Origin of the sequence: Wenzhouxiangella indolica (assembly GCF_042310355.1) — a bacterium.
Classification (GTDB): domain Bacteria; phylum Pseudomonadota; class Gammaproteobacteria; order Xanthomonadales; family Wenzhouxiangellaceae; genus Wenzhouxiangella.
On the sequence record NZ_JBHJMR010000001.1, the window covers coordinates 375,794 to 402,410 of the forward strand.

A 26,617-nucleotide genomic window follows, 5' to 3' on the forward strand; every position below is an offset into this window, starting at 1 on the left:
CCAGTGATCAGCCCGGCTGCTGTCGCTGCCGCCACTCGGCGACGCTGCGCCGGGGAATCGGGAGGTAGCCGTTGGTGACGGCCGGCTCGCCGGCTCGGGGATCAGGCTCGAGATGGATATGCCACTCCTGCGACGAGCCCGGGCGTACTTCGAGCACATCGTCGATATCGTAGAGATCGTCGCGATGGACCGAATCGCGGCCGATCAGCAGCTCCTTGCGGGCCCGCGCCTTGACTTCGGCCAGCGACTGTCCCGGATAGAGCGCATAGGCGTGGCGCTCCCAAAGCTCGCCCGGGGCGTAGCCGCCGATGTTGACGAAGTACAGGCGCATGCCGGTCTCCGAGGGCGCCCGCGACAGTGCCACCTGATAGCCCGGCACCTGTTCGATTCGCGCCCATGCGTCGATGTGCAGTCCGTCCGGGTCGCCGAACCACTGATCGAGCAACTGATGGTGGGTTGCCTCGATATCCGTCCCCAGCGCGAAGGCGATATCGTGCAATTCGACCCGGCAGCCGGCGATGCGCCCGCCCAGGCACACGACGAAGAGCGAGGGCTGGCGTGCGTCTTCAGTGCTCATGTTGGCTCGGGCTGATGAAGGATTCGGCCTGCGCCGTTGGAAACAGCACCAGGTGGCGCGCGTCCAGGGTCACGCCGATGAGCTCGTCGACGGCGTAGTCATCGTGGCTGGGGAACAACGCCGCGATTTCCTCGCCGGTGTCGAGCCGCAGGCGGTAGAGAATCTGCGCGCCCTGGAACTGGCGGGCCACCACCCGTGCGCGCGGGCCGTCGGCGTCGGGACGGATATCGTCGGGGCGGATGAGCAGGGCCAACTCGTCGCCTTCGGGTCGTTCCCGCGGCAGCGCCGAACGGCCCAGGCCGTGAACCAGCATCTCCTCCTCGACATGCGCCTGCAGGTAACTGCCTCGACCGGTGAAGGCGGCCACGTAGTGGCTGGCCGGGCGGTGGTAGAGCTGGTAGGGCGAATCCCATTGCAGCATGCGTCCGTCCTTGAGCAGCCCCACCCGGTCGGCTAGGGCGAAGGCTTCCTGCTGATCATGGGTGACCATCAGCGTAGCCGTGCCGCGTGCCTTGAGAATGCTGCGGACCTCCTCGCCGACGTGGCGCCGAAGGCGGGCGTCGAGGTTGGAGAAGGGCTCGTCCATCAACAGCACGTCCGGCTCGGGCGCCAGGGCGCGCGCCAGGGCCACGCGCTGTTGCTGGCCGCCGGAAAGCTCGTGGGGATAGCGATGCGAGTAGCCGCCCAGGCCGGTCAGCTCGAGCAACTCGTCGATGCGGCGCCCGCGCTCGGCACGCGAGAGCTTGCGCAGGCCGAACCCGACATTACCGGCCACGTCGAGGTGCGGGAACAGCGCATGGTCCTGGAACACCATGCCGACGCTGCGCTTTTCCGGGGCCAGCCGGAAGTCGGGCGTCGAGGCGACCCGGCCGCCGATGCGAATCTCGCCGGCGCGCAGCGGTTCGAAGCCGGCGATGGCGCGCAGGGCCGTGGTCTTGCCGCAACCCGACGCGCCCAGCAGGCAACCGATTTCGCCGACGTCGAGCTCGAAACTCAGGCCGCGAATGACGCTGGTCTCCTCGTAGCCGAGCCAGATATCGTCGACTTCGAGAATCATGGGCAGTAGCGCTTGCGGATACTCGAGGTGACCACATCGGCAATGCGGTCGACCTCGTCCTCGTCCACGATCAGGGGCGGCAGCAGGCGAACGGTCCGGCCGCGGGTGACGTTGATGATCACGCCGGCGTCGAGGGCGTCGGCCTTCAGGTCGGCGCAGTCGCGGTCGAGTTCGATCCCCACCATCAGTCCGCGGCCACGAATCTCCCTGACCGGAGGCAGTCCGTCGAGTCCCTGCCGAAGCCGGTCGACGAGTCGGCGGCCGGCGCTGGCGGCGCGCGCGCCGATGCCGTCCTCGCGCATGATGTCGATGACGGTCAGCGCCGCGCGGCAGGCGAGGGGATTGCCGCCGAAGGTCGTGCCGTGGCTGCCCGGCTTCATCAACGCGGCCACAGGCTCGCGCGCCAGGCAGGCAGCCACCGGCACACCGTTGCCCAGCGCCTTGGCCACGGTGACGACATCGGGTTCGAGGCCGGCGTGATGCTGGAAGGCGAACCAGCATCCGCTGCGGTTCATGCCGCTCTGGATCTCGTCGAGCATCAGCAGGGCGCCGTGCTCGTCGCACAGACGGCGCAGACCGGGCAGGTAGTCGTCGGGCGGTACGTGCACACCGCCCTCGCCCTGGATCGATTCGACCAGCACGGCGACGATCCCGGGGTTGTCGGCCAGGGCCCGCTCGGCCGCGTCCGTGTCGCCGAACGGCACCCGCACGAAGCCCTCGACCAGCGGCGCGTAGCCGTCCTGGATGGCGGGGTTGCCCGAAGCGCTGATGCCGGCCAGGGTGCGGCCGTGAAAGCCGTGTTCGGCGACCAGGACGGCCGGGCGCTCGATGCCCCGCTCGCGGGCGTGCAGGCGCGAAAGCTTGAGTGCGCACTCGATCGCCTCGGCGCCGGTGTTGGCGATGAAGGCGGCGTCCAGGCCGCTGATTTCGGACAGCGCCTCGCCGAGTTGCTCCTGCAGGGGCAGCTCGACGATGTTGGCCGTGTGGATGAGCTTGTGCGCCTGGTCGGCGATCGCGTCGGCCAGTTTCGGATGGGCATGGCCCAGGCTGCACACACCGATGCCGGAGATGGCGTCGAGGTGGCGCTTGCCCTGATCGTCGACCAGCCAGGCGCCCTCGCCGCGGACGATGCGCACCGGCATGCGCGCATAGGTGTTGAACAGATGCGTCATCAAGCGCGTCGGAAAGTGAAGGACGCGGTCATTCTACCGCTGATCGGGTACCGGCGGCGCGTTCGCGCCGCCGGTAATGGGCCGGCCGATGCGCTCAGCCGTGAAGGCGCGAGGCGACGAAGTCCCAGTCGACGATTTCAAGGAACGCTTCGACGTACTTGGGGCGGGCGTTGCGGTAGTCGATGTAGTAGGCGTGTTCCCAGACGTCGCAGCCGAGCAGGGCGGTGTTGTCGCTCAGCAGCGGGTTCTCGGCGTTGGGCGTGGAGGTCACTTCCAGCTTGCCGTCCGGGGTCTGAACCAGCCAGCCCCAGCCGGATCCGAAGCGCTTGACGCAGGCTTGCGTGAAAGCGTCGACGAAGCGGTTGTAGTCGCCGAAGTCGCGCTGGATCAGCTCGCCGAGCTTGCCTTCGGGCTGCTTGCCGCCGTCGGGCGTCATGCAGCGCCAGTACAGGTTGTGATTCCAGATCTGGCCGGCGTTGTTGAACATCGGGCCGGAGGATTTGCGCACGATTTCCTCGAGGTCCATGTCGGCGAACTCGGTGCCGTCGATCATGCCGTTGAGGGTGGTCACGTAGGTCTGGTGGTGCTTGCCGTAGTGGTAGTCGAGCGTCTCGCGGGAAATATTGGGTGCGAGCGCATCCATCGAGTAGGGCAGTTCGGGAAGCTCAAAAGCCATGGTGCGTTCCTCCGTTGCTTGGACAGTCAATAAACTATGTGCGAATGATAAACCCTTCGTTTCAAGGGGGCGCGAATCCACGCTACCTGGCGTTCATCCGATTTCATCCTCGATTTCCTGGAGATGACGCCAGCGGTTGACGATATTGCAAAAAAGCGAGGCCGTCCGTTCGGTATCGTAGGCGGCCGAGTGGGCCTGGCTCTTGTCCCAGTCGAGGCCGGCGGCGACCACTGCCCGCGCCAGTACGGTCTGACCATAGGCCAGGCCGCCGAGCGTGGCGGTGTCGAAGCAGCTGAAGGGGTGGAAGGGGTTGCGTTTGTAGCCGGTGCGCTCGACCGCTGCGTTGAGGAAACCGAGGTCGAAATGCGCATTGTGGCCGACCAGCACGGCGCGCTTGCAGCCGGTCTCGCGCAGGCTGTGTCGTACCGGCAGGAACAGCTGCTGCAGGGCCTCGCGCTCGGTCACCGCCGGGCGCAGCGGGTGGTCGGGGCGAATGCCGTTGAACTCGAGCGCGGCTTCTTCGATGTTGGCGCCCTCGAAGGGCTTGATATGCTGCATCATGACCTCGCCGGGCGAAAGCCAGCCGTCTTCATCCATTTCGATGATGCACATGGCCAGTTCCAGCAGGGCATCGGTTCGAGCGTTGAAGCCGCCGGTTTCGACGTCGACGACTACGGGCTGGAAACCGCGGAAGCGGTTGACGATTGAAGGCATGAGAATGCGAGCAGGCAAAAGAGGCAGGATAATGCACCGACTCCCGTTTGACCACCGAAGTCGGTGGCGCCCCCTTCTCGCGTTGCTGTTGCTGCTACCGCTGTCGGCCCCGGCGGCGGTCTTCTGGTCGGTCACGGACGACCAGGGGCGACAGAACTGGCTGCTGGGTACCATGCACAGCGAGGATCCGCGCCTGCTGGAGTGGCCGGAACCCCTGGTCGATGCGCTTCGCCAGGCTGATCGCATCGCGCTCGAGCTGGTACCCGACGCGGGCATGCTCGACACGCTCCAGGCGGCGATGCGCTCGCGCGACGAGCCGCTCAGCGAAGTCCTGGAACCGGCGCTCTACGAGCGCGTGGTGTCCATCCTGACCGAGAAGTACGGGATGAGCGAGCCGGCCGTGGACCGGCTGAAACCCTGGGCGGCGGCGCTGACCCTGGGCACGCAGCCGCCCGAGACGGGCATGTACATGGACCTGATGCTGTCCTACCGCGCCCAGGGCGCCGGGCTGGATGTGGTGGCCCTGGAGTCGGTCGACGAGCAGATCGATTTCCTGGCCGGTATGCGGCGAGCCGACCAGATCAGCCTGATTCGTGAAACCGTTGTCGACCACGACGCCTACGCGGCCGAGTTCGACGAGTTGGTCGCGGCCTACCTCGACGGCGACCTCGCTCGCCTCGACGCCCTGGCCACCGAACAGCTGGCCGGGCTGGACGAGGGGCTGGTTCGCTATTTCGCCGAGCGTGGGCTGAACGAGCGCAACCGGCGCATGCTCGAGCGGGCCGAGGGCTGGCTGGAAGAAGGCGGGCTGATCATCGCCGTCGGCGCCTTGCACCTGCACGGCGACAATGGTTTGATTGAATTGTTGAGGCAGCGCGGCTGGCGGCTCGAGGAGATTTACTGAGCCGGCGTCAACGGGCGCCGAGAATGACCTCGCGCTCGCGCAGGCGCTCGAGCATCGCACGGCCGGATTCGACGATGGGGCCCGGATCGGCCGCCTTCATTTCCTCGGCGATTCGCTCGAGAATCGCCCGGCCCCGGCTTTCGGGTTCGCGCTCGATGAGCTCCAGCAGGCGGGCCGTGACGGCGTTGAGCTTCATGAATCCGGTGTGGTCGTTGCGCTTTCGCCAGGCAGCGAGGATCAGCGGCTGCTCGAGCGGCGCTTCGGGCTGGTACCGCGGTCCGATTTCGTGCACAGGCCAGCGGTATTGCGCCAGGCGCAGCGTGGGGTTGATCGCGATCGCCGCCGACAACAGGTCGCCGTCGTCGTTGCAGTCGACCGCGTCGGGGTCCGCTTCGTCCAGACGAACGCAGGTCTCGAGAAACTCCCAGTGTGCCAGCTCCAGCGCAAACGGCGGCAGCTTGTCGGGTTGCTCCGTTTCGAGGAAACGCACGAATTCCCGCCCGATTTCGGTGAACAGGGGGGTCGTGGCGCGGTGCCCGGTCATGAACTCCCGGATCAGCGCCTGCCAGCGTTCCGTGTCGACGAGCTTGAACAGCACCGGAAAGTTCTTCGAGAAGAGATTGCTCAGGTTGCCGAAGAACAGGCGGCGGTAGATCGCCAGGCGGCGGTCTTCCAGTCCTTCCGGTGCCTCGACCCGCTCCGGGTCCCGGATATGCCCGGCGAACCGCCGTTGCAGGGCGAGCAGGCTGTCAGGAGGCGTATTGCTGTCTTTGAGCGGTGGCATGTTGGTCCTGCAGGGTGCGGATCCGGGTCACTTCGGCGAGCAACTCCTCGACCGGCGGAAAATTGAAGTCGCGTTCGAGCAGGGTCGGGACGGCACCAAAGCGCTGGTAGGCCTCGGCCAGCAGTTGCCAGACCGGGTCGATGACCGGCGCGCCGTGCGTGTCCACGATCAGGTCCTCGGCTTCGTTGTGATGGCCGGCGACGTGAATGTAGGCGACCCGTTCGGCGGGTAGGCCGGCGAGAAAGGCGTGCGGGTCGTAGCGATGGTTGACGCTGTTGACGTAGATGTTGTTGACGTCGAGCAGCAGCCGGCAGTCGGCCCGATCGAGCACGGCATTGATGAACTCCAGCTCGCTCATTTCCGCCCCGACCGTCGCGTAATACGAGATGTTCTCCACGGCGATGCGGCGACCGACGATGTCCTGGGTCTGGCGAATGCGCGAGGCGACCCAGTCGACGGCTTCCTCGGTGAACGGAATCGGCATCAGATCGTAGAGGTGGCCGTGCTCGGAGCAGTAACTCAGGTGTTCGGAGTAGCCGCGGATGTCGTGCTCGTCGAGAAAGCGCCGAACCCGCTCGAGAAAGCCGCGATCGAGCGGATCGGGCGCGCCCAGCGAGAGCGACAGCCCGTGACAGACGAACGGAAAGCGCTCGGTGTACTCGGCGAAGCGGCGGCCGAGGCGGCCGCCGACGCCGATCCAGTTTTCGGGAGCGACCTCCATGAAGCCGACCTCGGAGAGGTCGGCCTCGCGGAGGGGTTCGAGCAGGCCGCGCCTTAGGCCCAGGCCGGCTCCCCCGAGTTCGAAGCTTGTTGGCTGTGACATGACCCTGTGCGAATCAAGCGACGCCGCAGGTTCCTTCGCCGCAGGAACCTTCTTCGTCCTTGTCGTCCTTGTCATCCTTGTCGTCATCGGAGTCTTCGCCGCAGGAGCCTTCGCCGCAGGAGCCTTCGCCGCAGCTGCCTTCTTCGTCCTTGTCTTCACCACAGGAGCCTTCACCGCACTTGCCTTCCTTGTGGTCGTCGGCGGAGACCTGGAATCCGGCCGGGAGATCCTCGGCCTGGAAGGGATCCGCGCCGGCGCCCTGGGAAGCCATTGCACTGAGGGAAAACGAAGCGGCGGCCACGGTGCTGATCGCGGTTAACAGGTGTTTCTTGTCGGACATGACAGATCCTCCATTGAATTGGAATGAGACCGAACACCGAACTTGATGTTCGTCAATTACTCTAGCACCTCAAGGTTAAACAGTCGCTAGGGGAAATTACGTGGTCTGCCCGCTACGGAAGAAGCCCGGTTACATCGGGTTCGGGCGAGTTGCCTCGAGGTGGCGCTGCTTCTGACGCCAGCGGCACAGGTCGTAGACCGGACACTGGCCGCACAGGGGCTTGCGCGCCCTGCAGGTATAGCGGCCGTGCAGGATCAGCCAGTGATGGGCGTCCTGCAGGTAGGCTTCTGGAACGCGCTTGAGCAGGGCTTTCTCCACCGCCAGGGGCGTCTTTCCCGGCGCCAGTCCCGTGCGGTTGGCGACCCGGAAAATATGCGTGTCCACGGCCATCGTCGGCTGGCCGAAGGCGGTGTTGAGCACCACGTTGGCGGTTTTGCGTCCCACCCCGGCCAGCGCTTCCAGTTCAGCGCGCGAATCCGGCACCACGCCATCGTGCTTGTCGATCAGGTCCCGGCAGGTCCGCATGATGTTCTTCGCCTTGGAATTGAACAGGCCGATGGTCTTGATGTATTCCTTGAGGCCGTCCTCGCCCAGCGCGAGGATCTGCGCGGGCGTGTTGGCCACGGGAAACAGCCTGCGCGTGGCCTTGTTGACGCCGACGTCGGTGGCCTGGGCCGACAGGATCACTGCGACCAGGAGTTCGAAGGGGCTGTCGTATTCGAGCTCGGTGGTCGGGTGGGGATCGAGCTCCCGGAGACGGTGGAAGAACGCTTCTCGGTCGGCCTTGTTCATGGGGTCGTCGCTTCGGCAGTCGCTGGCGAAGCGCCGGATTCTACTTCACGGCTGCGCGGCCGACGGGCCAGGAACTGCCACAGCGCCACCATCAGTCCCAGGCCGATGAAGGCGCCCGGCGGCAGGACGGCGAGCAGCAGTCCCTGATCGAAAGGCAGCAGCCGCAGTGTCCAGTCGGCGGCCGCTTGGCCGAACAGCATCTCCGCGTCGGCCAGCAGGGTGCCCTGGCCGACGATCTCGCGTCCGGCACCCAGCACGATCAGCACCGCGGCGAAGCCGCTGCCCTGGGCCAGGGCATCGTGCACGGCGGCCCCCACGGGCTGCCTGGAGGCAAAGGCCTCGGCCCGCGCCAGGATGGTGCAATTGGTCACGATCAGCGGCACGAAAATGCCCAGGGTGCGGCTGAGTTCGTGCAGCCAGGCCTGCATCGCCAGATCGATGGCCGTGACCGTCGTGGCGATGATCAGGACGAAGGCTGGGATGCGGATCTCGGGGCGCCAGGATGCGCGCAGCATCGAAACGAGCAGGCTGCTGATGGTCAGCACCAGCAGCGTGGCGACGCCCAGGCCCAACCCGTTGATCGCGCTGTTGGTTACGGCCAACAGGGGGCACAGGCCCAGCAACTGAACGAGGCCGGGGTTGTTGCGCCAAAGCCCGTCGCCCCAGATGCGCTTGCGGTCAATCATCCTGCCCCCGGCTGTCGGTGTCTTCCATGCCCGCAAACGGCGTGTCCCGGTTCGCCTCGAAGGCCTGCAGGACAATCTTGAGTGCATTGATGACGGCGGTCGACGTGATGGTTGCGCTGGTGACGGTATCGAACTCGCCGCCCCTGCGATCCGGCGCCCACGCGTCGGCTGGCGGGCTTGCCAGGGACTTGCCTTCGAACTGCTTCAGCCAGTCGCTCTTGCTGCGCTCGATTCTGTCGCCCAGGCCGGGCGTTTCGCGGTGTTCGAGCACGCGCACGCCCAGCACGCTCCCCCCCGAGTCGATGGCGACGAGCAGCCGGATGTCGCCGCTGTAGCCGTCCGGCGTGGTCAAGTCTGTCACGTACGCCTCGGGCCGACCCTGCCGTCGAGCGGTATAGACACGGACGGCCTCGAGGCCGCCGATGTCGATCCTCCGACCGGTCTCGAGCAGGTCGTTGTCGTGATCCACGCCCTCGAGCATCGACAGGATCCCCCGCAAAGCGTGGTCGCGACGTTCCGCCGCGATGCGCTCCTCGGTCACCGAGTTCAACCCGGCCAGCAACAAGGCCGCCGCCAGCCCCAGCGCACCGAGGGCGGCAAGGGGTGAAAGAAGCGATTTCGAAACCGGATTCACGATCAGGATTGTACGCAAGCGCTTCGCGGCTGGCGACCCAGCCTGGCGCCGGGGAGTTCACGCTGCTGTTATCCATGGCTTCAGTGCCCGTAGGTTCGCGGCCGCGTCAGGCGATCGACCAGCGGCGCGGCCATGTTCATCAGCAGCACGGCGAAGGCCACGCCGTCGGGATAGCCGCCCCAGCGACGGATGGCCAGGGTGAGGATGGCGACGCCGGCACCGAAGACGAGCTTGCCGCGCGGGGTACTGCAGCCGCTGACCGGGTCGGTGGCGATGAAGAAGGCGGCCAGCACGAGCGCGCCGGAGAAGATGTGCTGCGCCGGCGAGGGGTGGATATCGGGTCCGAGCAGCCACAGCGGCATCGACACGATGATGGTCGTGGCGATGAGGGCGACCGGTACGTGCCAGGAAATCACCCGCTTCCAGACCAGGTAGAGGCCGCCCAGGGCGTAGAAGTTGGCGATCCACTCCCAGCCGCGACCGCCGAAGTCACCGAAAATCGGGGCCTGGCGGATTTCGGTGACCAGCAGGCTTTCGCGCACGCCGGTTCGAAGCGTGTCCAGCGGCGTCGCGCCGGTGACCGCATCGATGTCCAGCCCGGCCGGAAGGCTGCCGGTCAGGACGGCCCGGCCGGTTTCGATCAGTCCGGGCAGGCCCGGCGAGAGGGAGCGCGGCAGAAGCCACTGGCTCAGCTCCATCGGAAACGCGACGATGACGGCGGCGAAGCCGACCATGGCCGGGTTGAACAGGTTGTAGCCGAGCCCGCCGTAGAGGTGCTTGGCGATGACGACCGCGAACAGCATGCCGATGGCGGCGATCCACCACGGCGCCAGCGGCGGCAGGCACAGGGCGAACAGCACGCCCGTGACAACTGCGCTGTAGTCGGACAGGAACAGCCGGACCGGGCGATCGCGCAGCTTGAGCATGATCGCCTCGAAACCGACGGCAAAACCGACGGCCAGAGCGATCTGGAAAAGAATCCCGTAGCCGAAGAACCAGATATGCGCGGCAACGGCCGGCACCAGGGCATACAGCACCTGCCGCATGACCCCGCCCACGCTGGTGGCAGGCGGCTGAAAAGGGGCGCCGGAGACGGGGAATTTCACGCGGGCCCCCGTCGGTCGCGAGGTGGTTTTCCTGAAACCTGAAACCTTAAACCTGAAACCTCGCCGATCCTTGCCGCAACGACTTCGGCATACCGCGGACGCTCAGTCATCGCCCCCCTCCTTCTTGCGCCTGGCCCGCTCGATGGCGGCCTGGATTTCGTCCTGCGCCTTGTCGGGCCGCTGGAGCTTTTTCTCGCGCTCCTTGCGGCGAGCCTGGCGCTCGGCTTTCTCCCGCGCCAGGCGTTCTTCCCGCGCCTCGTAGCGCCTCTTCGCCAGGGTTGCCCGGCGGCGGTCGAGCTGGCGGCGGGCCAGCTCGTCCTTGCCGTGCTTGTAGAAGTCGACCAGCGGAATATGGCTGGGGCAGACCGCCGCGCAGCAGCCGCATTCGATGCAGTCGGCCAGGTCGTAGTCGGCTGCGCCGTCGTAGTTCGCAGCCTCGACGAGCTTGAACAGGGTTTGCGGCAGAAGACGCGCCGGACAGACGCGCACGCATTCTCCGCAGTTGATGCACGGCATCACCGGTTGCGTCGGCGAGGTTTCGCGGCGGGTCAGGGCGAGCACGCAGTTGCTGCCCTTGGTGACCGGGATCTCGTCGCTGGCCAGGGCGGTGCCCGACATCGGGCCGCCCAGGATCAACCGGGTCACCTCCCCCTGGTAGCCGCCGGCGGCTTCGACCAGGTGGCTGAAAGGCGTGCCGATCAGCGCCAGCAGGTTGCGCGGCGCGCGAATGCCCGGACCGGTGACGGTGACGACGCGCTCGATCAGCGGACGGCCCTCGACCACGGCGTCGCGCGCCGCCGCGGCCGTGCCGACGTTGTGAACGACCATGCCCAGGTCCTGCGGCAGGCCATCAAAGGGCACTTCGCGGCCGGTCAGGGCCTGGACGATCTGGCGTTCCCCGCCCTCGGGATAGACCGTGAAGACCTTGCGGATCCGCACGGCCGCTTCGGCCTCCAGCTCGCTTCGCGCCTGGCGCAGTTTCTCCTCGACGGCGCCCATGCGGTCCTCGATGGCGATGACGACCTGCCGCGCGCCGGCGGCACGCGCCAGGACCAGGCCGCCCTCGACCACGTCGCTGGCGCGCTCGCGCATGAGCATCTCGTCGCAGGCAATCCAGGGTTCGCATTCGGCGCCGTTGAGGATGACGGTGTGCAGCCGCGCCCAGTCGCCGCGAAGCTTGGCCGCGGACGGGAACATGGCACCACCCAGGCCGGCCAGGCCCAAGCGGTGCAGGTGGTCGACGATTGCTTCGGGCGAGCGCCGCGACCAGTCGTCGAGGGGATGGGTGGTCGTCCAGCGGTCTTCGCCGTCGGGGACCAGTACGATGCTTCGCCGGGTGCCGCCGGGCGGCAGGGCGGCGGGGTGGTCGACAACGCCCTCGATCGTGCCGGAAGTCGGCGCGTGCTCGGGCACGATGAAATCGTCGCCCGCTTCGGTCAGCGCCTGGCCCTTGGCAACCCGGTCGCCGGCGGCGACGACTGGACGCCCGGCATCGCCCTGGTGCTGGCGCAGGGCGATGAACAGGCGGCCGGGCAGCGCAGGTCGCGCGATCGGCTGGCGACAGGCGACCTGCTTGTGGTGCGCGAGCTTCAGCCCGCCTGGAAACCCGTGGATACGGTCGCCGGGAAGGGCTTCATCCATGCGCCGGCTCCCGGATCCTGATCGGGATGGGCGCCGGGCGCGGCCAGCGCCAGGGTTCGCCCAGTTCGACCAGGTCGATGCAGTCGACCGGGCAGGGCTCGATGCACAGTTCACAGCCGGTGCACTCGGTCTCGATGATGGTGTGCATCTGGCGCTGCGCTCCCAGTATGGCGTCGACCGGGCAGGCCTGGATGCAAAGCGTGCAGCCGATGCAGCGCTCCTCGTCGATGACCGCCACCATGGGCGGCTTGTGCTCGCCCCGCGTCTCGTCGAGGGGCTTGGGTTCGACGTCGAGCAGGGCGGCGAGCTTCTTCACGCCTTGCTCGCCGCCGGGCGGGCACTGGTTGATGTCGGCCTCGCCGTTGGCGATGGCCTGCGCGTAGGGTCGGCAGCCCGGGTAGCCGCACTGTGCGCACTGGGTCTGCGGCAGGGTCGCGTTGATGTGCTCGACCAGGCTGTCCTCGTCGGGCGCGAGGCGACGGCCGAGCCACAACAGCACGGCCCCGATCAAGAGCGCCATGGCGGTCAGCGTCAGAATGGCGGTGATCATGGCGTCATGATAGTGCGATTGAATCGCCTGCGTGGCCGTTGATTTGAAGCAAATGCAGCAGGGTTGATGTGCGGCATAATCCGACTGACGCGTTTCGGAACAGTGAGGTAAGAGGAATGAGCGAGACCAACAAGACAACCCTGCCGATCGTGCAGATGGCCCGGGACAATGACGAGTTCCGCAAGGTCATCTGGACCGGTGAAAACAGTCAGCTGGTGCTGATGGCCATCGCCGAAGGCGACGAAATCGGCGGCGAGGTGCATGAAGGCCACGACCAGCTGTTGTGGTTCGTCGACGGCGAGGGGCTGGCGAAGATCGGCGAGCGCGAAGAAAAAGTCGTTGCCGGCGACGTGAGCATCGTTCCCTCGGGCACCTGGCACAACTTCAAGAACACCGGCTCCGGAATGCTCAAGCTCTACACCACCTACTCGCCGCCGGAGCACGAGCCGGGCACCGAGCACGAATCCCGGGAAGAGGCGTCCTGATCGGCGTCAGTATTCGAGCGCCGGCCACTGGCCGGCGTCGATGGTGCGCCGGTAGGCGTGCCAGGTGGCGTGACCGATCAGCGGCAACAGAACGATGAATGCCAGCCACGCGGTCAGCGCGCCCAGCAGGACGCAGCCGACGATGATGGCCGCCCAGATCGCCATCGCGCCCTTGTTTCTCAACACCGCGTTGATCGAAGTGACCACCGCGGTGACGGTGTCGGTGCGCCGGTCCATCAGCATCGGCAGGGAAAAGGCGCTGGCCGCGAACACGATGGCGCTGAAGACCGCGCCGATCAGCGAGCCCACGGCGAGGAAGGGCAGCAGCTCGGACCAGCCCGGATTGTCGGCGGCTGGAAAGAACACGTGCACCATGGTCGCCGCCCGGGCCCAGACCAGGAAGACCACCGTCAGGATCACGGCGAAAACCAGGGCGTTGCCGACGGCGCGGGCGGCATCGCCCATGCTGCGCGCCAGGCTGACCCGTCGCTCTTCCTCCAGCCGGCGGCTGATCGAGTAGAGGGTCAGCGCCAGCCACGGCCCGACGAATACGAAACCCGACACCAGTCCGAGGTAGAGCCCGGCGTTGCCGAACAGCCAGGTCGCAGCGGTGATCAGGTAGCTCAGCGCCAGCATGATGACGCCGTAGCAAAGACTCTGGCGCGGCGCGGCCTTGAGGTCGGCCCAGCCGAGGCGAAGCCAGCCGATGGGCTCGGACAGCGCCAGTTGCCGGCAGGGTGCGGCAAAGGGCAGTTCCTCCGGCGGCGTCGGCTGTTTCGAAGCCGCGTTCACTGGCCCGCGTCGCGATCGTCGGCCAGGCCGCGCTCGATTCGCTGCAGGCTGTCGCGGATCTCGGTGAGCAGGCCCAGCGTGCCGGCGGTCTCGGCCGATGCCGGGTCCGGCGTCGCCGTTGTGTCGTCGGACTCCTGCCAGTCGCTGATGCGGTCGCGCTGATCGAGCACGGCGTCGCGGAAGTCATCCACCTCGTCGATGCCGACGATGCTGACCAGCGCGCCCTGCGACGACTGGCCGGCGGTTTCCACGCGCATCCCCTTGATGTCGAACAGGCGCATGATGGGGCCCTGGTAGAGCGCGAGATCGGTGATCTTCTCCAGCGGAATGCTTTTCTCCTCGACGTTCCAGATTCCGCGGCGAACCTTGAGATCGCGCCGGGTCAGCACGATCTCCAGGCGGGCGTAGTAGCGCTTGAGCACCAGGTAGACGATGGGCAGCACGATCGGGATCAGCGGGATGCCGACGACGATGAGTGTCAGCAGAATCGCCGTACCCCAGAGCTGGTAGCGGATGACCTGGGGCTTGATCGGCGCCTCGCGCAGAATCGCGGTTCGGTTCTTCATGGGCCGGCTGCCGTTCAGCGGTCTTCGGGCACGATCCGCATGACCCCGCCGTCGGGCTGGTCGGTGACGAGGTAGATGGCGCCGTCCGGTCCGGTCTTGACGTCGCGCACGCGAGCGCCGATCGACAGCCACTCCTCGCCCGTGACCCGGTTGTTCTCGAGAATCAGGCGCGAGACGCGCTGCTCCCGCAGGCCGCCGACGAACAGGTCGCCCTGCCATGCCTCGAATGCGTCGCCGGTGTAGAAGTCCATGCCCGAGGGCGCGATCACCGGGTCCCAGAAGTAGACCGGCTGCTCCATGCCCTCGGCCTCGGTGCGGCCCTCGTAGACATCGCCGCCGCGATACTCGATGCCGTAGCTGATCGTCGGCCAGCCGTAGTTCTTGCCCGCCTGGGTCAGGTTGAGTTCGTCACCGCCGCGCGGGCCGTGTTCGATGGTCCAGAGCTGGCTGTCGGCGTCCATGACCGCGGCCTGGATGTTGCGGTGGCCCCAGGACCAGATCTCCGCCGCGTTCTCCTCGTGGTCGACGAAGGGGTTGTCCTGCGGCACGGAGCCGTCGACGTTCAGGCGCACCACGGTGCCGATGTGGTTGGTCGGATCCTGCGCGTTCTGACGCACCGGGTGACCCTGGCGGTCACCCATGGTCAGCCAGAGCGTGTCGTCGTCCTGGAAAACGATGCGCGAACCGTAGTGCCCGGTCGACTCGACCGCCGGCTCCTGGCTGAAGATGACCTCGACGTCCTCGAGCGCCGTCTGGTCGTCGCTCAAGCGGGCGCGGGCCAGCGCGGTGTTGTTCGTGCCGTCGTCGTGCGGCTCCGAGAAGCTCAGGAAAACGGTGCGGCTCGATTCGAAATCGGGCGCGATCGCCACGTCGAGCAGCCCGCCTTGCTTGCGGTTGTCGACTTCGGGCACCCCGGCCAGCGGGTCGGAGACGCTGCCGTCCGGCGTGATGTGACGCAACCGGCCCGGCCGCTCGGTGACCAGCATCGAACCGTCGGGGAGAAACTCAATGGCCCAGGGATGTTCGAGACCCTCGGCCACCGTTTCGAGCGACCAGTTCTCGGTGTTCTCGGGAATCGGCGCGCGCGTCTGTCCCGAGAAAGCCGGCTCCAGGTGCGGCGCCTCGCGGTCGCGGGTCTCCTCCGTACGGGGGCTTTCGGTTTCCCCTTCCTCGCCTGCAGCGCTGGCGGTGGATTCCTGCTCGCCGCCGTCGACCGCCGTCGTGCTGGAGGCGTCGCTGGCGGGTTCCTGCTCGGCCGCGCTGGAGCTCGGTTCGGTGTTGCAGGCGGCAAGCACGATGGTGCCGATGACAAGCAAAAGGGTTTTCATGGCTGATTTCCTCCAGGTGAGGCTGGTCCGATAATGTCGGTATCTTAGCAGCCGCGGATCACAGCTTCGCGAAGCCGGCGAAGCCCATGAAGGCCAGCGCCATCAGCCCGGCGGTAATCAACCCGATCGGCGCCCCGCGAAAGCTGGTGGGTACGTCGGCCATGGCGATCCGCTCGCGCGCGGCGGCCAGCATGACCAGCACCAGGCCGAAGCCCAGCGCGGCGCCGAAGCCGTAGAAAGCCGACTCGACCAGGCTGTGCTGCTCACGCACGTTGAGCAGGGCCACGCCGAGCACGGCGCAGTTGGACGTGATCAGCGGCAGGTAGACGCCGAGCACGCGGTGCAGCAGCGGGGCGGCGTGACGCATGTACAACTCGGTCAGTTGCACGAGCGCGGCGATGACCAGGATGAAGGCGACGATTCGGAGATATTCCAGCCCCAGCGGAATCAGCAGCCACTCGGTGATCATGAAGCTCGCCACCGAGGCCAGGGTCAGCACGAAGGCGGTCGCCATCGACATGCCCACCGCCGAGGACACGCTGCTGGATACACCCATGAAAGGGCACAGGCCGAGGAACTGGACCAGCACGAAGTTATTGACCAGCGCGGCCGATATGACGATCAACACCAAGTCCATCTTTCCACTAAGGCCTTGGAACCACCGAATGCACCGAACGCACCGAATAAAGTTGGAAATTCATTGCCTTCGGTGCTTTCGGTGTATTCGGTGGTTCCATTGTTCTACTTGATGCGCATGCCCGGTCTGGCGCCCGAGTCGGGTTCGAGTAGGAACGGCCGGCCGTCTTTGCCGCTGGCAGCCAACACCATGCCCTCGGATACGCCGAAGCGCATTTTGCGCGGCTCCAGGTTGGCCACGACCATGGTCAGGCGGCCTTCGAGTTCACTCGGCTCGTAGTGGCCGCGGATGCCCGCCAGGACCTGCCGGCTCCCCATCTCGCCCAGGTCGAGCTGCAGGCGCAGCAGCTTGTCCGCACCCTCGACCTCTTCGGCACGCTCGATGCGGGCGATGCGAAGGTCCACTTGCATGAAATCGTCGAACTGGATCATGTCGTTCTCGTCTGACTTGTTGGCTTCGGGCTTCTTGCCGGCGTCCTCGAGCGAGGCCTTGCTGGCCTCGATCAACGCGTCGGTCTGCTTTTCTTCCACGCGCGTGAGCAGCGGCTTGAACTTGCCGATCTCGTGGTCGAGCAGGGGCTCGCCGATCAGGCTGAAGTCGTCCAGGCGGGTATTCAGGAATTCGGCCGCCTTCCCGGCCGTGAGCGGAATGACCGGTGAGAGCCAGGTCATCAGCAGCCGGAACAGGTTGAGCGCCTGGGTGCAGATGGCCACGACCTCGTCTTCACGGCCGCCTTCCTTGGCCAGCTTCCACGGTTCGCGTTCGTTGATGTAGACGTTGGCCTCGTCGGCCAGGGCCATGATGCGGCGGATGGCCGAGTGGTAGTTGCGCTTGTCGAAATCCTCGACGATGGCCAGGTGCTCGCCGACGAAACGCTGGTGCAGCTGAGGGTCGGGCAGTTCGGCCGCCAGCCTGCCCCCGCCGAACTTGTGGATGAAGCCGGCCGAGCGGCTGGCGATGTTGACCAGCTTGCCGACCAGGTCGGCGTTGACCCGGTAGCGGAAGTCCTCGAAGTTGAGGTCGATGTCGACCAGGCCCGAGCCCAGCTTGGCGGCGAAGTAGTAGCGCAGGTAGTCCGGGTGCAGGTGATCGAGCCAGGTGCGCGCCATGATGAAGGTGCCGCGCGATTTCGACATCTTGGTGCCGTTGACGGTCAGGAAACCGTGGGCGTAAACGCCGGTCGGGCGTTTGAGGCCGGCGCCTTCGAGCATGGCCGGCCAGAACAAGCAGTGGAAATAGATGATGTCCTTGCCGATGAAGTGGTGCATCTCGGCGTTCGATTGCGGCCGCAGCCAGTCCTCGAAGTCCCAGCCGTGGCGCTCGCACAGCTCCATGAAACTGGCGAGATAGCCCACCGGCGCGTCCATCCAGACGTAGAAGAACTTGTCGTCGGTGTCGGGAATCCGGAAGCCGAAGTAGGGCTTGTCGCGGGTCACGTCCCAGTCGCGCAGGCCGTCGGCGAACCACTCGTCGAGCTTGTTGGCCACCTCGCCCTGCAGGGCGCCGGAGCGAATCCATTCCTGCAGGCTGTCCTGGAAAGCCGACAGGGTGACGAAATAGTGTTCGGTCTTTTTCATGACCGGGGTGGTGCCCGAAACCACCGAGCGCGGATCGACCACCTCGGTCGGGTCGTAGGTGGCGCCGCAGGCCTCGCAGGAGTCGCCGTACTGTTCTTCGGCGCCGCAGCGCGGGCAGCTGCCCTTGATGAAGCGATCGGGCAGAAACATCTCGCGCTGGGTGTCGTAGTACTGCTCGATCGTATCGGTGCGTACCGCGCCAAGGTCCTTGAGTGCGGACCAGATGCGCTCGACGAGCGCCCGGTTGGTGTCGGTATGCGTCGACGAGAAGTTGTCGAAGGACAGGGCGAAGTCCTCGAAGTCCTTCAGGTGCTCGGCGTGCATCCGCTCGATCAGCTCGTCCGGTGAAACGCCCTCCTTTTCGGCGCGCAGCATGATCGGCGTGCCGTGGGCATCGTCGGCCCAGGCGAACACCACCTCGTGGCCCATCGCGCGCTGGAACCGTGCCCAGATGTCGGTCTGGATGTACTCGAGCATGTGCCCCATGTGGATCGAGCCATTGGCATAGGGCAGGGCGGCGGTGACCAGGATGCGGCGGGGGGTGGTCATGGTAAGCGGGCGTTGAGTTGGGTTTGAGGCGCGGAACGATTATCGCATGCGTCTGACTGGTTTGCTTGTTGGCTTGTTGGCTTGTTCGGCGCCGATCGATTGGCGGGGCGGCTTCGCCGCGGAGTGAATGGTGGCAACTCGCCGGCTGGCTTCAGGCTCTCGCAGCCGCCCCGCCAGGCCGTCGGTTGCCGAACTAGCCAACTAGCGAACCAAGCAAACCGGTACAATATCAGTCCAGATTCAGACAGATGATATCCGGCATGAACAACGACGAAGTCAGGTCCCTGGTCGCCGCGATCGAGGACCCCAACACCGGCCGCCCGCTGGGCGATGCGGTGCGCGGCGTGGCCGTGCGCGATCGGCGCGCGGCCGTCGATATTCGCCTGGCCTATCCCGCGGCCGGCTGGCGCGAGGAATTGGCACGCATCGTGTCCGAACGCCTGCGCGCCGATGAGCAGATCGACGAGGTCACCGTCGACATCGACTGGCAGATTCCGCAGCACGCCGTCCAGGGCGGCCTCGACCCGATCGAGGGCGTGCGCAATATCATTGCCGTGGCTTCCGGCAAGGGTGGCGTGGGCAAGTCCACGGTCAGCGCCAACCTGGCCCTGGCCCTGGCGGCCGAGGGCGCCCGCGTGGGCGTTCTCGATGCCGATATCTACGGCCCGAGCCAGCCACGGATGCTGGGGCTCAGCGGCGGCCCCAAGACCACCGAGAACCGCCGCATCCTGCCCATGCAGGCCCACGGATTGCAGGTGATGAGCATCGGCGTGCTGGTTGACACCGACCAGGCGATGATCTGGCGCGGACCGATGGCCACGCAGGCGCTGCAACAGATGGTTTCGGAGACGCTTTGGGAAGGGCTCGACTACCTGGTCATCGACCTGCCGCCGGGTACCGGCGATATCCAGCTCACCCTGGCGCAGCGTATTCCCGTGGCCGGGGCGGTGACGGTGACCACGCCGCAGGACGTGGCCGTCGACGACGTTCGCCGGGCGGTCGCCATGTTCAACAAGGTCAAGGTGCCGGTGCTGGGCATCATCGAGAACATGAGCACCCATATCTGTTCGAACTGCGGACACGAGGATTCCGTGTTCGGGCGCGGCGGTGGCGAGCGCATCGCCCGCGAGACGGGTGTGCCCAACCTGGGTCAGCTACCGCTCGAGTCGGTGGTGGGGCGAACCACGGACGAAGGCACACCGATCGTGGTCGCCGAGCCCGACCACCCGGCCGCCCTGCGATTCAGGGAAATCGCCCGCCGCGTCGCCGGCCGCCTCTCGACCCAGTCGCGCGAGGCGAAGGTGCGGATGCCTAAAATCCGGATTACGGATTGAGAATCCGTAACTCGGATTAGGTTTCAGGTTTCAGTGTTCAGGTTTCAGGTCGGCTTCGATTCGCCTTGGTGTCGCGGCGTGATCTGCAGCTGGCTTTCGGCACCGCACCAGCCGCCTTCTCCGTTCGCCCCCTTAAACCTGAACCCTGAAACCTGAAACCTTCTTTTCAAGCCTTCGGCAACGTCACCCCCCGCTGCCCCATATACTTCCCGGCCCGGTCGGCATACGACATCTCGCAGGGCTCGTCGGACTCGAGGAACAGGAACTGCGCCACCCCTTCGTTGGCGTACACGCGGGCGGGCAGGGGTGTGGTGTTGGAAAACTCCAGCGTGACGTGGCCTTCCCACTCCGGCTCCAGCGGCGTGACGTTGACGATGATGCCGCAGCGCGCGTAGGTGGACTTGCCCAGGCAGATGGTGAGCACGTTGCGCGGGATGCGGAAATACTCGACCGTGCGGGCCAGGGCAAAGGAGTTGGGCGGAATGATGCAGGCATCGCCGGTGAAGTCCACGAAGCTCTTCTCGTCGAAGGCCTTGGGATCGACCACCGCGGAGTTGATGTTGGTGAAGATCTTGAATTCGTTCGCGCAGCGACCGTCGTAGCCGTAGCTGGAGGTGCCGTAGGAGACGAGTTTGCGTCCGTCTTGCGACTGACGAATCTGGCCGGGCTCGAACGGCTCGATCATGCCGTGCTCCTCGGCCATGGTGCGAATCCAGCGGTCGGATTTGATGCTCATGTTCTTCGGTGTCTCAAGTTGCAGCGTGCGGGTGCCGGATTATCGCATGGCTTCGGGACGGTCAATCCTGAGGTGGCGGCTGCTGGATCAACTCCACGCTGGTGGTGAACAGCTGGTTGCCGCGGATGACTTCCATCTCCATCTCCGAGCCCGGTTCCTTGCCGGCGATGCGCTGCATCAGGTCACGCGCGCTCTGGACTTGCTGGCCGTCGCTGCTGACCAGAACGTCGCCGCGCTGCAGTCCCGCCTGCCAGGCCGGGCTGCCGCGATGGACTTCGCTGACCCGGGCACCGGGTTGCAGCGCCTCGGCGTTGGAAAGGCGCAGGTTGACGTCGGTCAGTTCCACGCCCATCCAGCCTCGCGTGACCTGTCCGTACTCGATGATCTGCTCGGTCACGCGCTGCACGACCGAGGCCGGGATGGCGAAGGAGATCCCCTGGGCGCCGGTCTCCTGGCCCATGGAAGCGCTGTTGATGCCGACGACATCGCCGGCCGGGTTGATCAGGGCCCCGCCGGAGTTGCCGGCGTTGATGGCGGCGTCTGTCTGGATGAAGTCCTCGTGCGAGGCAAGACTGAGGTGGCCGCGCCCGGTTGCGCTGACGATGCCCATGGTCACGGTATGGCTCAGGCCGAATGCGTTGCCGATGGCCAGCACCACGTCGCCGGCGCGCAGCTGGGCGTCTCCGGCCAGGGTGGCCACGGGCAGATCGTCGAGGTCGACGCGCAGCAGCGCCAGGTCCGTTGCCGGATCGGATCCGACGACGTTGGCATCGGCCACCCGGCCGTCCCACAGCGCGACGAGGATATCGTCGACGCCGGAGATGACGTGCCGGGTCGTCAGGATCAGCCCGTCGCTGGAAATGATCACGCCCGAGCCGAGCCCGCGGCGCGGTCGCGTTACCGTGCGGTCGCGGTAGAGCCGGCTGAACAGCGGGTCGGAAAACTCCAGCCCCAGGGGCTCGGTGACCATGGTGCGCGTATAGACACTGACGACCGACGGGGCCGTGCGGTTGACGGCGTCGGCGTAGGATCGCACCGGCTCAGCCGCCGGCTCCCGCCACGCCGGCAGCAGTTGCGGCCACATCCACACGAGGATGAAAGCCACGGCCAGGCCAATCAGCACGAATTGTACGGCGAAATGAATGATGCGCGTCATGGACTTGGCAGGGTGGAATCTGTCAGGCTAGGGAACGGGTAAATTATAGGGCGCCTGCCGATGAATCCCCTGGCGGGCACGGCACGACGGCTTGCCGCCGTCGCGAATGACGCAGGATACCAGTCCGGAATTGAGTATTTGCTTAATTTTTCGCTAAAATAGCGGGCTGATTGCCTTCTCGTTGCCGGAACACCGGTCGCCGTGGTTGCCAACGGCTCCGCCGGCGCTTTCGGGTTAAGCGTCGCCAGGCCGTGCCAGCACAGGGCTGCCCGGCGATTTGGATTGATCTTTTGATCGTATTTATCGGGAGTGTTTCATGTCGGAAACTGATCTTGCGTCCACGCAGCCGCCGGAGAATCCCGGCCGGCGTCGACTGCTGACCTGGACGACGGGTGTGGTCGGCGCCGTCGGTGCGGGTGTGGCGCTGTGGCCATTTGCCGCATCCTGGAAGCCGAGCGCAAAGGCCCGACTCGTCGGCGCGCCGGTCGAAGTCAACATCGGCAACCTGGAGTCCGGGCAGATCATGCGCGTGGTCTGGCGCGGGCAGACGATCGGCATCATGCGCCGCAGCGAGCGCATGATCGAAGATCTGCCGCGGCTCAACGAGAAGCTGGCTGATCCGCAGTCCGATGTGAACTCGCAACAGCCGGAGTACGCCCAGAACGAGCACCGCTCGATCAAGCCCGAGTACCTGGTGGCCAACATCCACTGTACGCACCTGGGCTGCATTCCGCAGGTGCTGCCGGAAGTCGAGGCGCAGCCGTTCGACGCGGAATGGCGCGGCGGTTTCTTCTGCCCCTGTCACCGCTCGAAGTTCGACCTCGCCGGGCGGGTCTACAACGGCGTACCGGCGCAGCTGAATCTCGTGATTCCCCCGTACCATTTCGTTGACGACGATACCATCATCATCGGCGTCGGTCCCGAAGGAGCAGCTTGATCATGGCCAAGCCCGCGAGCAACCTCAGCAAGACAACCCAGGCGGTCGGCGCCTGGATCGATGAGCGCATTCCGGTCAGCCAGTTCTGGCGCGATCACCTGACCGAGTACTACGCGCCCAAGAACTTCAACCTCTGGTACTTCTTCGGCTCCCTCGCGATCCTGGTGCTGGTCAACCAGCTGGTCACGGGTATCTGGCTGACCATGTTCTACACGCCGCAGGCCGACCAGGCCTTCGGTTCGGTGGAATACATCATGCGCGATGTCGAGTGGGGCTGGCTGATTCGCTACATGCACTCCACCGGGGCGTCGTTCTTCTTCATCGTCGTCTACCTGCACATGTTCCGCGCCATGCTGTACGGCTCGTACCGCAAGCCGCGGGAGCTGATCTGGATTCTCGGCGTGTTCATCCTGCTCGTGCTGATGGCCGAGGCATTCATGGGTTACGTGCTGCCCTGGGGCCAGATGTCCTACTGGGGTGCGCAGGTGATCATTTCCCTGTTCGGAGCGGTACCGGTCGTCGGCGACGTGCTTGTCGAGTGGATCCGCGGGGACTACATGATCTCCAACGCCACGCTCAACCGCTTCTTCGCGCTGCATGTCGTGGCCCTGCCGCTGGCGCTTCTGGCGCTGGTCGTGCTGCACCTGGTGGCGCTGCACGAAGTCGGCTCCAACAACCCCGACGGCATCGACATCAAGAAGAACAAGGATACGAAGGGTCGTCCCCTCGACGGCATTCCCTTCCACCCGTACTACACAGTCAAGGACCTGTTCGGCGCCGGCGTGTTTCTGATCCTGTTCGCCTTCGTGCTGTTCTATGCGCCGGAGATGGGCGGGCTGTTCCTCGAACCGGATAATTTCGTGCCGGCCGATCCGCTGGTCACGCCCGAGCATATCGTCCCGGTCTGGTACTTCACCCCCTACTACGCCATGCTCAGGGCCGTGCCCGACAAGTTCCTGGGCGTGGTCGTCATGGGTGCGGCCATCTTCGTGCTGTTCTTCCTGCCCTGGCTGGATCGCTCGAAGGTGCGCTCGATCCGCTACAAGGGCCTGCCGAGCAAGATCATGCTCGCCCTGTTCGTGGTCGGCTTCATTCGCCTCGGCATGCTGGCGCTGGGCGAGGGGACGGATCTCCAGACGCTCGAATCGCGCATCTGGACGATTTACTACTTCGCGTTCTTCGCGCTTTTGCCGTTCGTGACCAAGTTCGAAAAAACCAAACCGGAACCGGAGCGGGTGACCAAGTGATGAGACTCAGAAACATTCTTGCAGCGGCCGCCTTGCTGGCTTCCGGACTGGCCTCCGCCGCCGGCGGTGGCGAGGACCTGGAGCACGCCAACATCAACGTGCACGACAAGGCCTCTCTCCAGCGCGGTGCCGCGATGTACGTCAACTACTGCCTGGGCTGCCATTCCATGCAATACCTGCGCTACAACCGCCTGGTCGAGGACCTCGGGTTGAGCGAGGAGCAGGTGGACAAGTTTTTGGTCCAGGGCGACCAGGAGGTGGCGGACCCGATGCTCAGCGCCATGAGTGCCGAGGCGGGCGAGGAGTGGTTCGGGATCGCACCGCCGGACCTGACCTTGACCGCACGCTCGCGCGGTGCCGACTGGATTTACAGCTACCTCAAGAGCTTCTACCTCACCGATGAGGGCTGGAACAATACGGTTCTGCCCAATGCATCCATGCCGCATGTGCTGTGGGAACTGCAGGGGATCCAGCGCCCCATCACCGAGTCCTACACTGACGATGATGGCATCGAGCATTCCGAGGTGGTCGACCTCGAGCTCGACGAGGAAGGCAAGCTTTCGCCGGAAGCCTACAGCGACCATATGCGCGACCTGGTTGCTTTCATGAGCTACGCGGCCGAACCGGCTGTGCTCAAGCGCGAGAAAATCGGTATCTGGGTGCTGCTCTTCCTGGTTGCCTTCACCTGCCTGGCCTGGCTCCTCTACCAGGAGTTCTGGAAGGATGTGAAGAAGTGATCGTGCGTGGGCGGGGGCAACGTTTCGATGCACTGACCAAGGGAGTAGCTGCTTTATGATGGCCCTTTATTCTTCGGAGAATTGCCTGGATTGCCATCGCGTCCGGTTCGTGCTGGCAGAAAAGGGAATCAACGTGGAGATCATCCACGTCGAGCAGGACAGGGCCGCCTCGGCCGATCTCGCCGAACTCAATCCCTATGGCGAGACGCCGACCCTGGTCGACAAGGACCTCAAGCTCTACGGAACCTGGGTCGTCACCGAGTATCTCGACGAGCGCTATCCGCATCCTCCCCTGATGCCGGTCGATCCCCTCTCTCGCGCCTACTTGCGCCAGGCGATGTATCGCATCAATCGCGACTGGGTCGAGGCGGCCAAGATCATCGAGACCTCGGGCGGCCAGAAGAAGGTCGCCGCCGCCAAGAAGCAGCTGCGCGAGGAGATCATCGCCTCCGACGAGCTGTTCGGGCTGCGCACCTTCCTGCTCAGCGACGAGCTTTCGCTGGTCGATTGCGCCCTGGTGCCGCTGCTCTGGCGCCTGCCCGCCTACGACGTTGACCTGACGGCCAGGAAGGCGCCGAACACCCTGCGGTACATGGAGCGGATGTTCGCCCGCGACTCTTTCAAGCGCAGCCTGACGGAGGCCGAGCGCATTCTGCGGGAGGGCGAGTGAACATGCTCTCGAGTCGTCCGTACCTGGTTCGTGCCATTCACGAGTGGATTGTCGACAGCGGCCTGACACCGCATCTTCTGGTCAATGCCGACCAGCCCGGGCTCGAAGTGCCGCAGTCGAGCATCCAGGACGGTCGGGTCGTGCTCAATGTGTCGCCCAGTGCCGTGCGCGACTTGCTGATCGACAGCGAAATGGTCACTTTCGTGGCCCGCTTCGGCGGTGCCTCGCGCGCGGTGACCGTGCCGATGCCCGGCATCGAGGCCGTCTACGCGCGCGAGAACGGCCGCGGCATGATGTTCCCTGTCGATGAGGACGAAGACGGCGCGGACGAGTCCGAATCGGGTGACAGCACCGACGACCGGTCCGGGCCGGAGCGGAAGTCCCGGCCGAATCTGAAGGTGGTCAAATAACGGGTTACGGTCAACGGTTTACGGTTTACGGAATCCAGAACCCGTAATCCGTAACCCGTAAACCGTAAACCGTAAACCGTAAACCGTAAACCGTCTTCCTACTCCGGCTCGATCAAGCGCCCACCGTCATCCAGTTCCCCCCAAACCCGAACCAGCCGCCGCCCCATCAGGGTCAGTTCCCCGGATCGTCGTCCCGTGCCCTCGGGGCTGAAATCGAAGCGGTAGCGGCGCTGCCAGCGCAGGCCGTCTCCGGTCCGGACGGGGCGCAGGGATCGCAATGCCACGGTCTGGTCGAGCAACTGCCAGTGCTGGCGCTTGCAGAAATTGCGCGCCAGTTCGCGCGCCCGGTCCCGGGCGTTGACGGCCGAAAGCCAGAACACGATGACCGCCGCGAGTGTGAGCAAGGCCCCGAAAGGCCCTTCCAGTCCGCTCATCGCCGGGCTCGCAATAGCACGTAGACCGCGCCGGTTCCGCCGTCATGCGGCGGGGCCGAGGCGAAGGCGGCCACGCGGTCGTGGCGGCTCAGCAGCCGGGCGGTCAGGCGCTTGAGTTGCGGCCCCTGAGGTCCGGAGCGCAATCCCTTGCCATGGATGATTCGCACGCAGCTCATGCGGTCCCGATCGGCTTCCTGCAGAAACCGCCGGATGGAGCCGGTCGCTGCCTCCAGATTCATGTGGTGCAGATCGAGCTCGTCTTCGACCCGCCAGTGGCCGCGCCGAAGCCGGGTGAGCACGCGGTTCTGCAGCCCCGGGCGGAGGTAGGTGATTTCCTCGCCCGTCTCCACGCTGGAAAAATCGATCGGGCCGTGCGCCAGGTCGTGCATCACCTGCGCCTCGTCGCGCTCTCTCTGGCTCGGTCGCGGTGGCGGGGGCGCCGGCCGGGAATGATCACGCTTGCTGCGGATCCGGCGCACGTCGCCGACCGCGGAACGGAACAGGTCGGTATCGTCGTCGGATTCGCTCATGGTCATTTCTCGATTGCGGTCTTCGTTTATAGTTAT

At 65.7% G+C, this 26,617-nt stretch carries 31 protein-coding genes; 8 read left to right on the forward strand and 23 right to left on the reverse strand.

The genetic code is table 11. The annotated features are described in order from the left end of the window. Positions 1–7 precede the first annotated feature (7 nt). The 5 genes from ACDC67_RS01755 to rnt all read right to left on the reverse strand — a co-directional run bounded on the left by ACDC67_RS01755 (position 8) and on the right by rnt (position 4,196). Positions 8–577, reverse strand: coding sequence for a DUF1543 domain-containing protein (locus tag ACDC67_RS01755; RefSeq protein ID WP_376690107.1), 570 nt, complete (start codon positions 575–577; stop codon positions 8–10). Next, positions 567–1,634, reverse strand: a complete 1,068-nt coding sequence (locus ACDC67_RS01760; RefSeq protein ID WP_376690108.1) for an ABC transporter ATP-binding protein — start codon at positions 1,632–1,634, stop codon at positions 567–569. The genes ACDC67_RS01755 and ACDC67_RS01760 overlap by 11 nt, the downstream gene beginning before the upstream one ends. Next, positions 1,631–2,806, reverse strand: coding sequence for an aspartate aminotransferase family protein (locus ACDC67_RS01765; RefSeq protein WP_376690109.1), 1,176 nt, complete (start codon positions 2,804–2,806; stop codon positions 1,631–1,633). The genes ACDC67_RS01760 and ACDC67_RS01765 overlap by 4 nt, the downstream gene beginning before the upstream one ends. A gap of 94 nt (positions 2,807–2,900) precedes the next feature. Continuing rightward, on the reverse strand, positions 2,901–3,482 hold the full coding sequence (locus ACDC67_RS01770; protein WP_376690110.1) for a superoxide dismutase: 582 nt from the start codon (positions 3,480–3,482) through the stop codon (positions 2,901–2,903). Between the two features lie 93 nt (positions 3,483–3,575). Further along, positions 3,576–4,196, reverse strand: a complete 621-nt coding sequence (gene rnt, locus ACDC67_RS01775) for a ribonuclease T (RefSeq protein WP_376690111.1) — start codon at positions 4,194–4,196, stop codon at positions 3,576–3,578. 88 nt (positions 4,197–4,284) lie between these two features. Here rnt and ACDC67_RS01780 point away from each other — a divergent pair, with 88 nt between their 5' ends. Further along, positions 4,285–5,100, forward strand: coding sequence for a TraB/GumN family protein (locus ACDC67_RS01780; protein ID WP_376690112.1), 816 nt, complete (start codon positions 4,285–4,287; stop codon positions 5,098–5,100). A 7-nt stretch (positions 5,101–5,107) separates the two neighbouring features. Here the strand turns inward: ACDC67_RS01780 and ACDC67_RS01785 are convergent, their stop codons facing one another. From ACDC67_RS01785 to rsxB, 9 genes are all read right to left on the reverse strand, one after another. Next, positions 5,108–5,884, reverse strand: a complete 777-nt coding sequence (locus ACDC67_RS01785) for an HvfC family RiPP maturation protein (protein ID WP_376690113.1) — start codon at positions 5,882–5,884, stop codon at positions 5,108–5,110. Continuing rightward, positions 5,850–6,707 carry an HvfB family MNIO-type RiPP peptide maturase gene (locus tag ACDC67_RS01790; protein ID WP_376690114.1) on the reverse strand — a complete coding sequence of 286 codons (858 nt, stop codon included), beginning with the start codon at positions 6,705–6,707 and terminating at the stop codon, positions 5,850–5,852. Before ACDC67_RS01790 ends, ACDC67_RS01785 begins: the two co-directional genes overlap by 35 nt. Positions 6,708–6,720: 13 nt before the next feature. Then, positions 6,721–7,047: an HvfA family oxazolone/thioamide-modified RiPP metallophore gene (locus ACDC67_RS01795; RefSeq protein ID WP_376690115.1), complete on the reverse strand. Its 327-nt coding sequence runs from the start codon at positions 7,045–7,047 to the stop codon at positions 6,721–6,723. 129 nt (positions 7,048–7,176) lie between these two features. Further along, positions 7,177–7,839, reverse strand: coding sequence for an endonuclease III (gene nth, locus ACDC67_RS01800; protein ID WP_376690116.1), 663 nt, complete (start codon positions 7,837–7,839; stop codon positions 7,177–7,179). Then, the gene (locus ACDC67_RS01805) at positions 7,836–8,525 is read right to left on the reverse strand and encodes an electron transport complex subunit E (RefSeq protein ID WP_376690117.1); all 690 of its coding nucleotides are present in this window, start codon (positions 8,523–8,525) and stop codon (positions 7,836–7,838) included. Before ACDC67_RS01805 ends, nth begins: the two co-directional genes overlap by 4 nt. Beyond that, entirely contained in the window at positions 8,518–9,177 is a 660-nt protein-coding gene (locus ACDC67_RS01810) for an RnfABCDGE type electron transport complex subunit G (RefSeq protein ID WP_376690118.1), read from the reverse strand. Before ACDC67_RS01810 ends, ACDC67_RS01805 begins: the two co-directional genes overlap by 8 nt. A gap of 62 nt (positions 9,178–9,239) precedes the next feature. Continuing rightward, a complete protein-coding gene (locus ACDC67_RS01815) occupies positions 9,240–10,265 on the reverse strand; it encodes an RnfABCDGE type electron transport complex subunit D (protein WP_376690119.1) in 1,026 nt (341 codons plus the stop codon). 102 nt (positions 10,266–10,367) lie between these two features. Then, positions 10,368–11,906 (reverse strand): electron transport complex subunit RsxC, encoded by a 1,539-nt coding sequence (gene rsxC, locus ACDC67_RS01820; RefSeq protein WP_376690120.1) that lies wholly within the window; start codon positions 11,904–11,906, stop codon positions 10,368–10,370. Beyond that, on the reverse strand, positions 11,899–12,456 hold the full coding sequence (gene rsxB / locus ACDC67_RS01825; protein WP_376690121.1) for an electron transport complex subunit RsxB: 558 nt from the start codon (positions 12,454–12,456) through the stop codon (positions 11,899–11,901). Before rsxB ends, rsxC begins: the two co-directional genes overlap by 8 nt. A gap of 116 nt (positions 12,457–12,572) precedes the next feature. On the opposite strand from rsxB, the gene ACDC67_RS01830 reads away from it, so the two are divergent. After that, entirely contained in the window at positions 12,573–12,941 is a 369-nt protein-coding gene (locus ACDC67_RS01830; protein WP_376690122.1) for a cupin domain-containing protein, read from the forward strand. Between the two features lie 6 nt (positions 12,942–12,947). Here ACDC67_RS01830 and ACDC67_RS01835 read toward each other — a convergent pair whose 3' ends face one another. The 5 genes from ACDC67_RS01835 to metG form a co-directional block, all read right to left on the reverse strand. Beyond that, a complete protein-coding gene (locus ACDC67_RS01835) occupies positions 12,948–13,733 on the reverse strand; it encodes a DUF2189 domain-containing protein (RefSeq protein ID WP_376690123.1) in 786 nt (261 codons plus the stop codon). Beyond that, a complete protein-coding gene (locus ACDC67_RS01840; protein ID WP_376690124.1) occupies positions 13,730–14,299 on the reverse strand; it encodes a PH domain-containing protein in 570 nt (189 codons plus the stop codon). Before ACDC67_RS01840 ends, ACDC67_RS01835 begins: the two co-directional genes overlap by 4 nt. A 14-nt stretch (positions 14,300–14,313) precedes the next feature. After that, on the reverse strand, positions 14,314–15,627 hold the full coding sequence (locus ACDC67_RS01845; protein ID WP_376690125.1) for a PQQ-dependent sugar dehydrogenase: 1,314 nt from the start codon (positions 15,625–15,627) through the stop codon (positions 14,314–14,316). A gap of 58 nt (positions 15,628–15,685) precedes the next feature. Further along, the gene (rsxA, locus tag ACDC67_RS01850) at positions 15,686–16,264 is read right to left on the reverse strand and encodes an electron transport complex subunit RsxA (RefSeq protein ID WP_376690126.1); all 579 of its coding nucleotides are present in this window, start codon (positions 16,262–16,264) and stop codon (positions 15,686–15,688) included. 104 nt (positions 16,265–16,368) lie between these two features. Beyond that, positions 16,369–18,390 carry a methionine--tRNA ligase gene (metG, locus tag ACDC67_RS01855; protein WP_376690127.1) on the reverse strand — a complete coding sequence of 674 codons (2,022 nt, stop codon included), beginning with the start codon at positions 18,388–18,390 and terminating at the stop codon, positions 16,369–16,371. A gap of 251 nt (positions 18,391–18,641) precedes the next feature. Between metG and apbC the strand changes: the two genes are divergently transcribed. Then, positions 18,642–19,724, forward strand: a complete 1,083-nt coding sequence (gene apbC / locus ACDC67_RS01860; protein ID WP_376690556.1) for an iron-sulfur cluster carrier protein ApbC — start codon at positions 18,642–18,644, stop codon at positions 19,722–19,724. A gap of 166 nt (positions 19,725–19,890) precedes the next feature. Here the strand turns inward: apbC and dcd are convergent, their stop codons facing one another. Together dcd and ACDC67_RS01870 are read right to left on the reverse strand one after the other, a co-directional pair. Further along, entirely contained in the window at positions 19,891–20,460 is a 570-nt protein-coding gene (gene dcd / locus ACDC67_RS01865; RefSeq protein ID WP_376690128.1) for a dCTP deaminase, read from the reverse strand. 61 nt (positions 20,461–20,521) lie between these two features. Further along, on the reverse strand, positions 20,522–21,616 hold the full coding sequence (locus ACDC67_RS01870; RefSeq protein WP_376690129.1) for a S1C family serine protease: 1,095 nt from the start codon (positions 21,614–21,616) through the stop codon (positions 20,522–20,524). A gap of 316 nt (positions 21,617–21,932) precedes the next feature. On the opposite strand from ACDC67_RS01870, the gene petA reads away from it, so the two are divergent. The 5 genes from petA to ACDC67_RS01895 are packed head-to-tail and all read left to right on the forward strand — an operon-like array spanning position 21,933 to position 25,617. Further along, positions 21,933–22,553, forward strand: a complete 621-nt coding sequence (gene petA / locus ACDC67_RS01875; RefSeq protein ID WP_376690130.1) for a ubiquinol-cytochrome c reductase iron-sulfur subunit — start codon at positions 21,933–21,935, stop codon at positions 22,551–22,553. A gap of 2 nt (positions 22,554–22,555) precedes the next feature. Further along, the gene (locus ACDC67_RS01880; protein WP_376690131.1) at positions 22,556–23,800 is read left to right on the forward strand and encodes a cytochrome b; all 1,245 of its coding nucleotides are present in this window, start codon (positions 22,556–22,558) and stop codon (positions 23,798–23,800) included. Continuing rightward, positions 23,800–24,537, forward strand: coding sequence for a cytochrome c1 (locus ACDC67_RS01885; protein ID WP_376690558.1), 738 nt, complete (start codon positions 23,800–23,802; stop codon positions 24,535–24,537). Before ACDC67_RS01880 ends, ACDC67_RS01885 begins: the two co-directional genes overlap by 1 nt. A 55-nt stretch (positions 24,538–24,592) precedes the next feature. Next, the gene (locus ACDC67_RS01890) at positions 24,593–25,207 is read left to right on the forward strand and encodes a glutathione S-transferase N-terminal domain-containing protein (RefSeq protein ID WP_376690132.1); all 615 of its coding nucleotides are present in this window, start codon (positions 24,593–24,595) and stop codon (positions 25,205–25,207) included. A gap of 2 nt (positions 25,208–25,209) precedes the next feature. Then, on the forward strand, positions 25,210–25,617 hold the full coding sequence (locus ACDC67_RS01895; RefSeq protein ID WP_376690133.1) for a ClpXP protease specificity-enhancing factor: 408 nt from the start codon (positions 25,210–25,212) through the stop codon (positions 25,615–25,617). Positions 25,618–25,715: 98 nt separating this feature from the next. Here the strand turns inward: ACDC67_RS01895 and ACDC67_RS01900 are convergent, their stop codons facing one another. Together ACDC67_RS01900 and ACDC67_RS01905 are read right to left on the reverse strand one after the other, a co-directional pair. Next, entirely contained in the window at positions 25,716–26,051 is a 336-nt protein-coding gene (locus tag ACDC67_RS01900) for a DUF3301 domain-containing protein (RefSeq protein ID WP_376690134.1), read from the reverse strand. After that, positions 26,048–26,581 (reverse strand): Smr/MutS family protein, encoded by a 534-nt coding sequence (locus ACDC67_RS01905; RefSeq protein ID WP_376690135.1) that lies wholly within the window; start codon positions 26,579–26,581, stop codon positions 26,048–26,050. Before ACDC67_RS01905 ends, ACDC67_RS01900 begins: the two co-directional genes overlap by 4 nt. Positions 26,582–26,617: the final 36 nt, after the last annotated feature.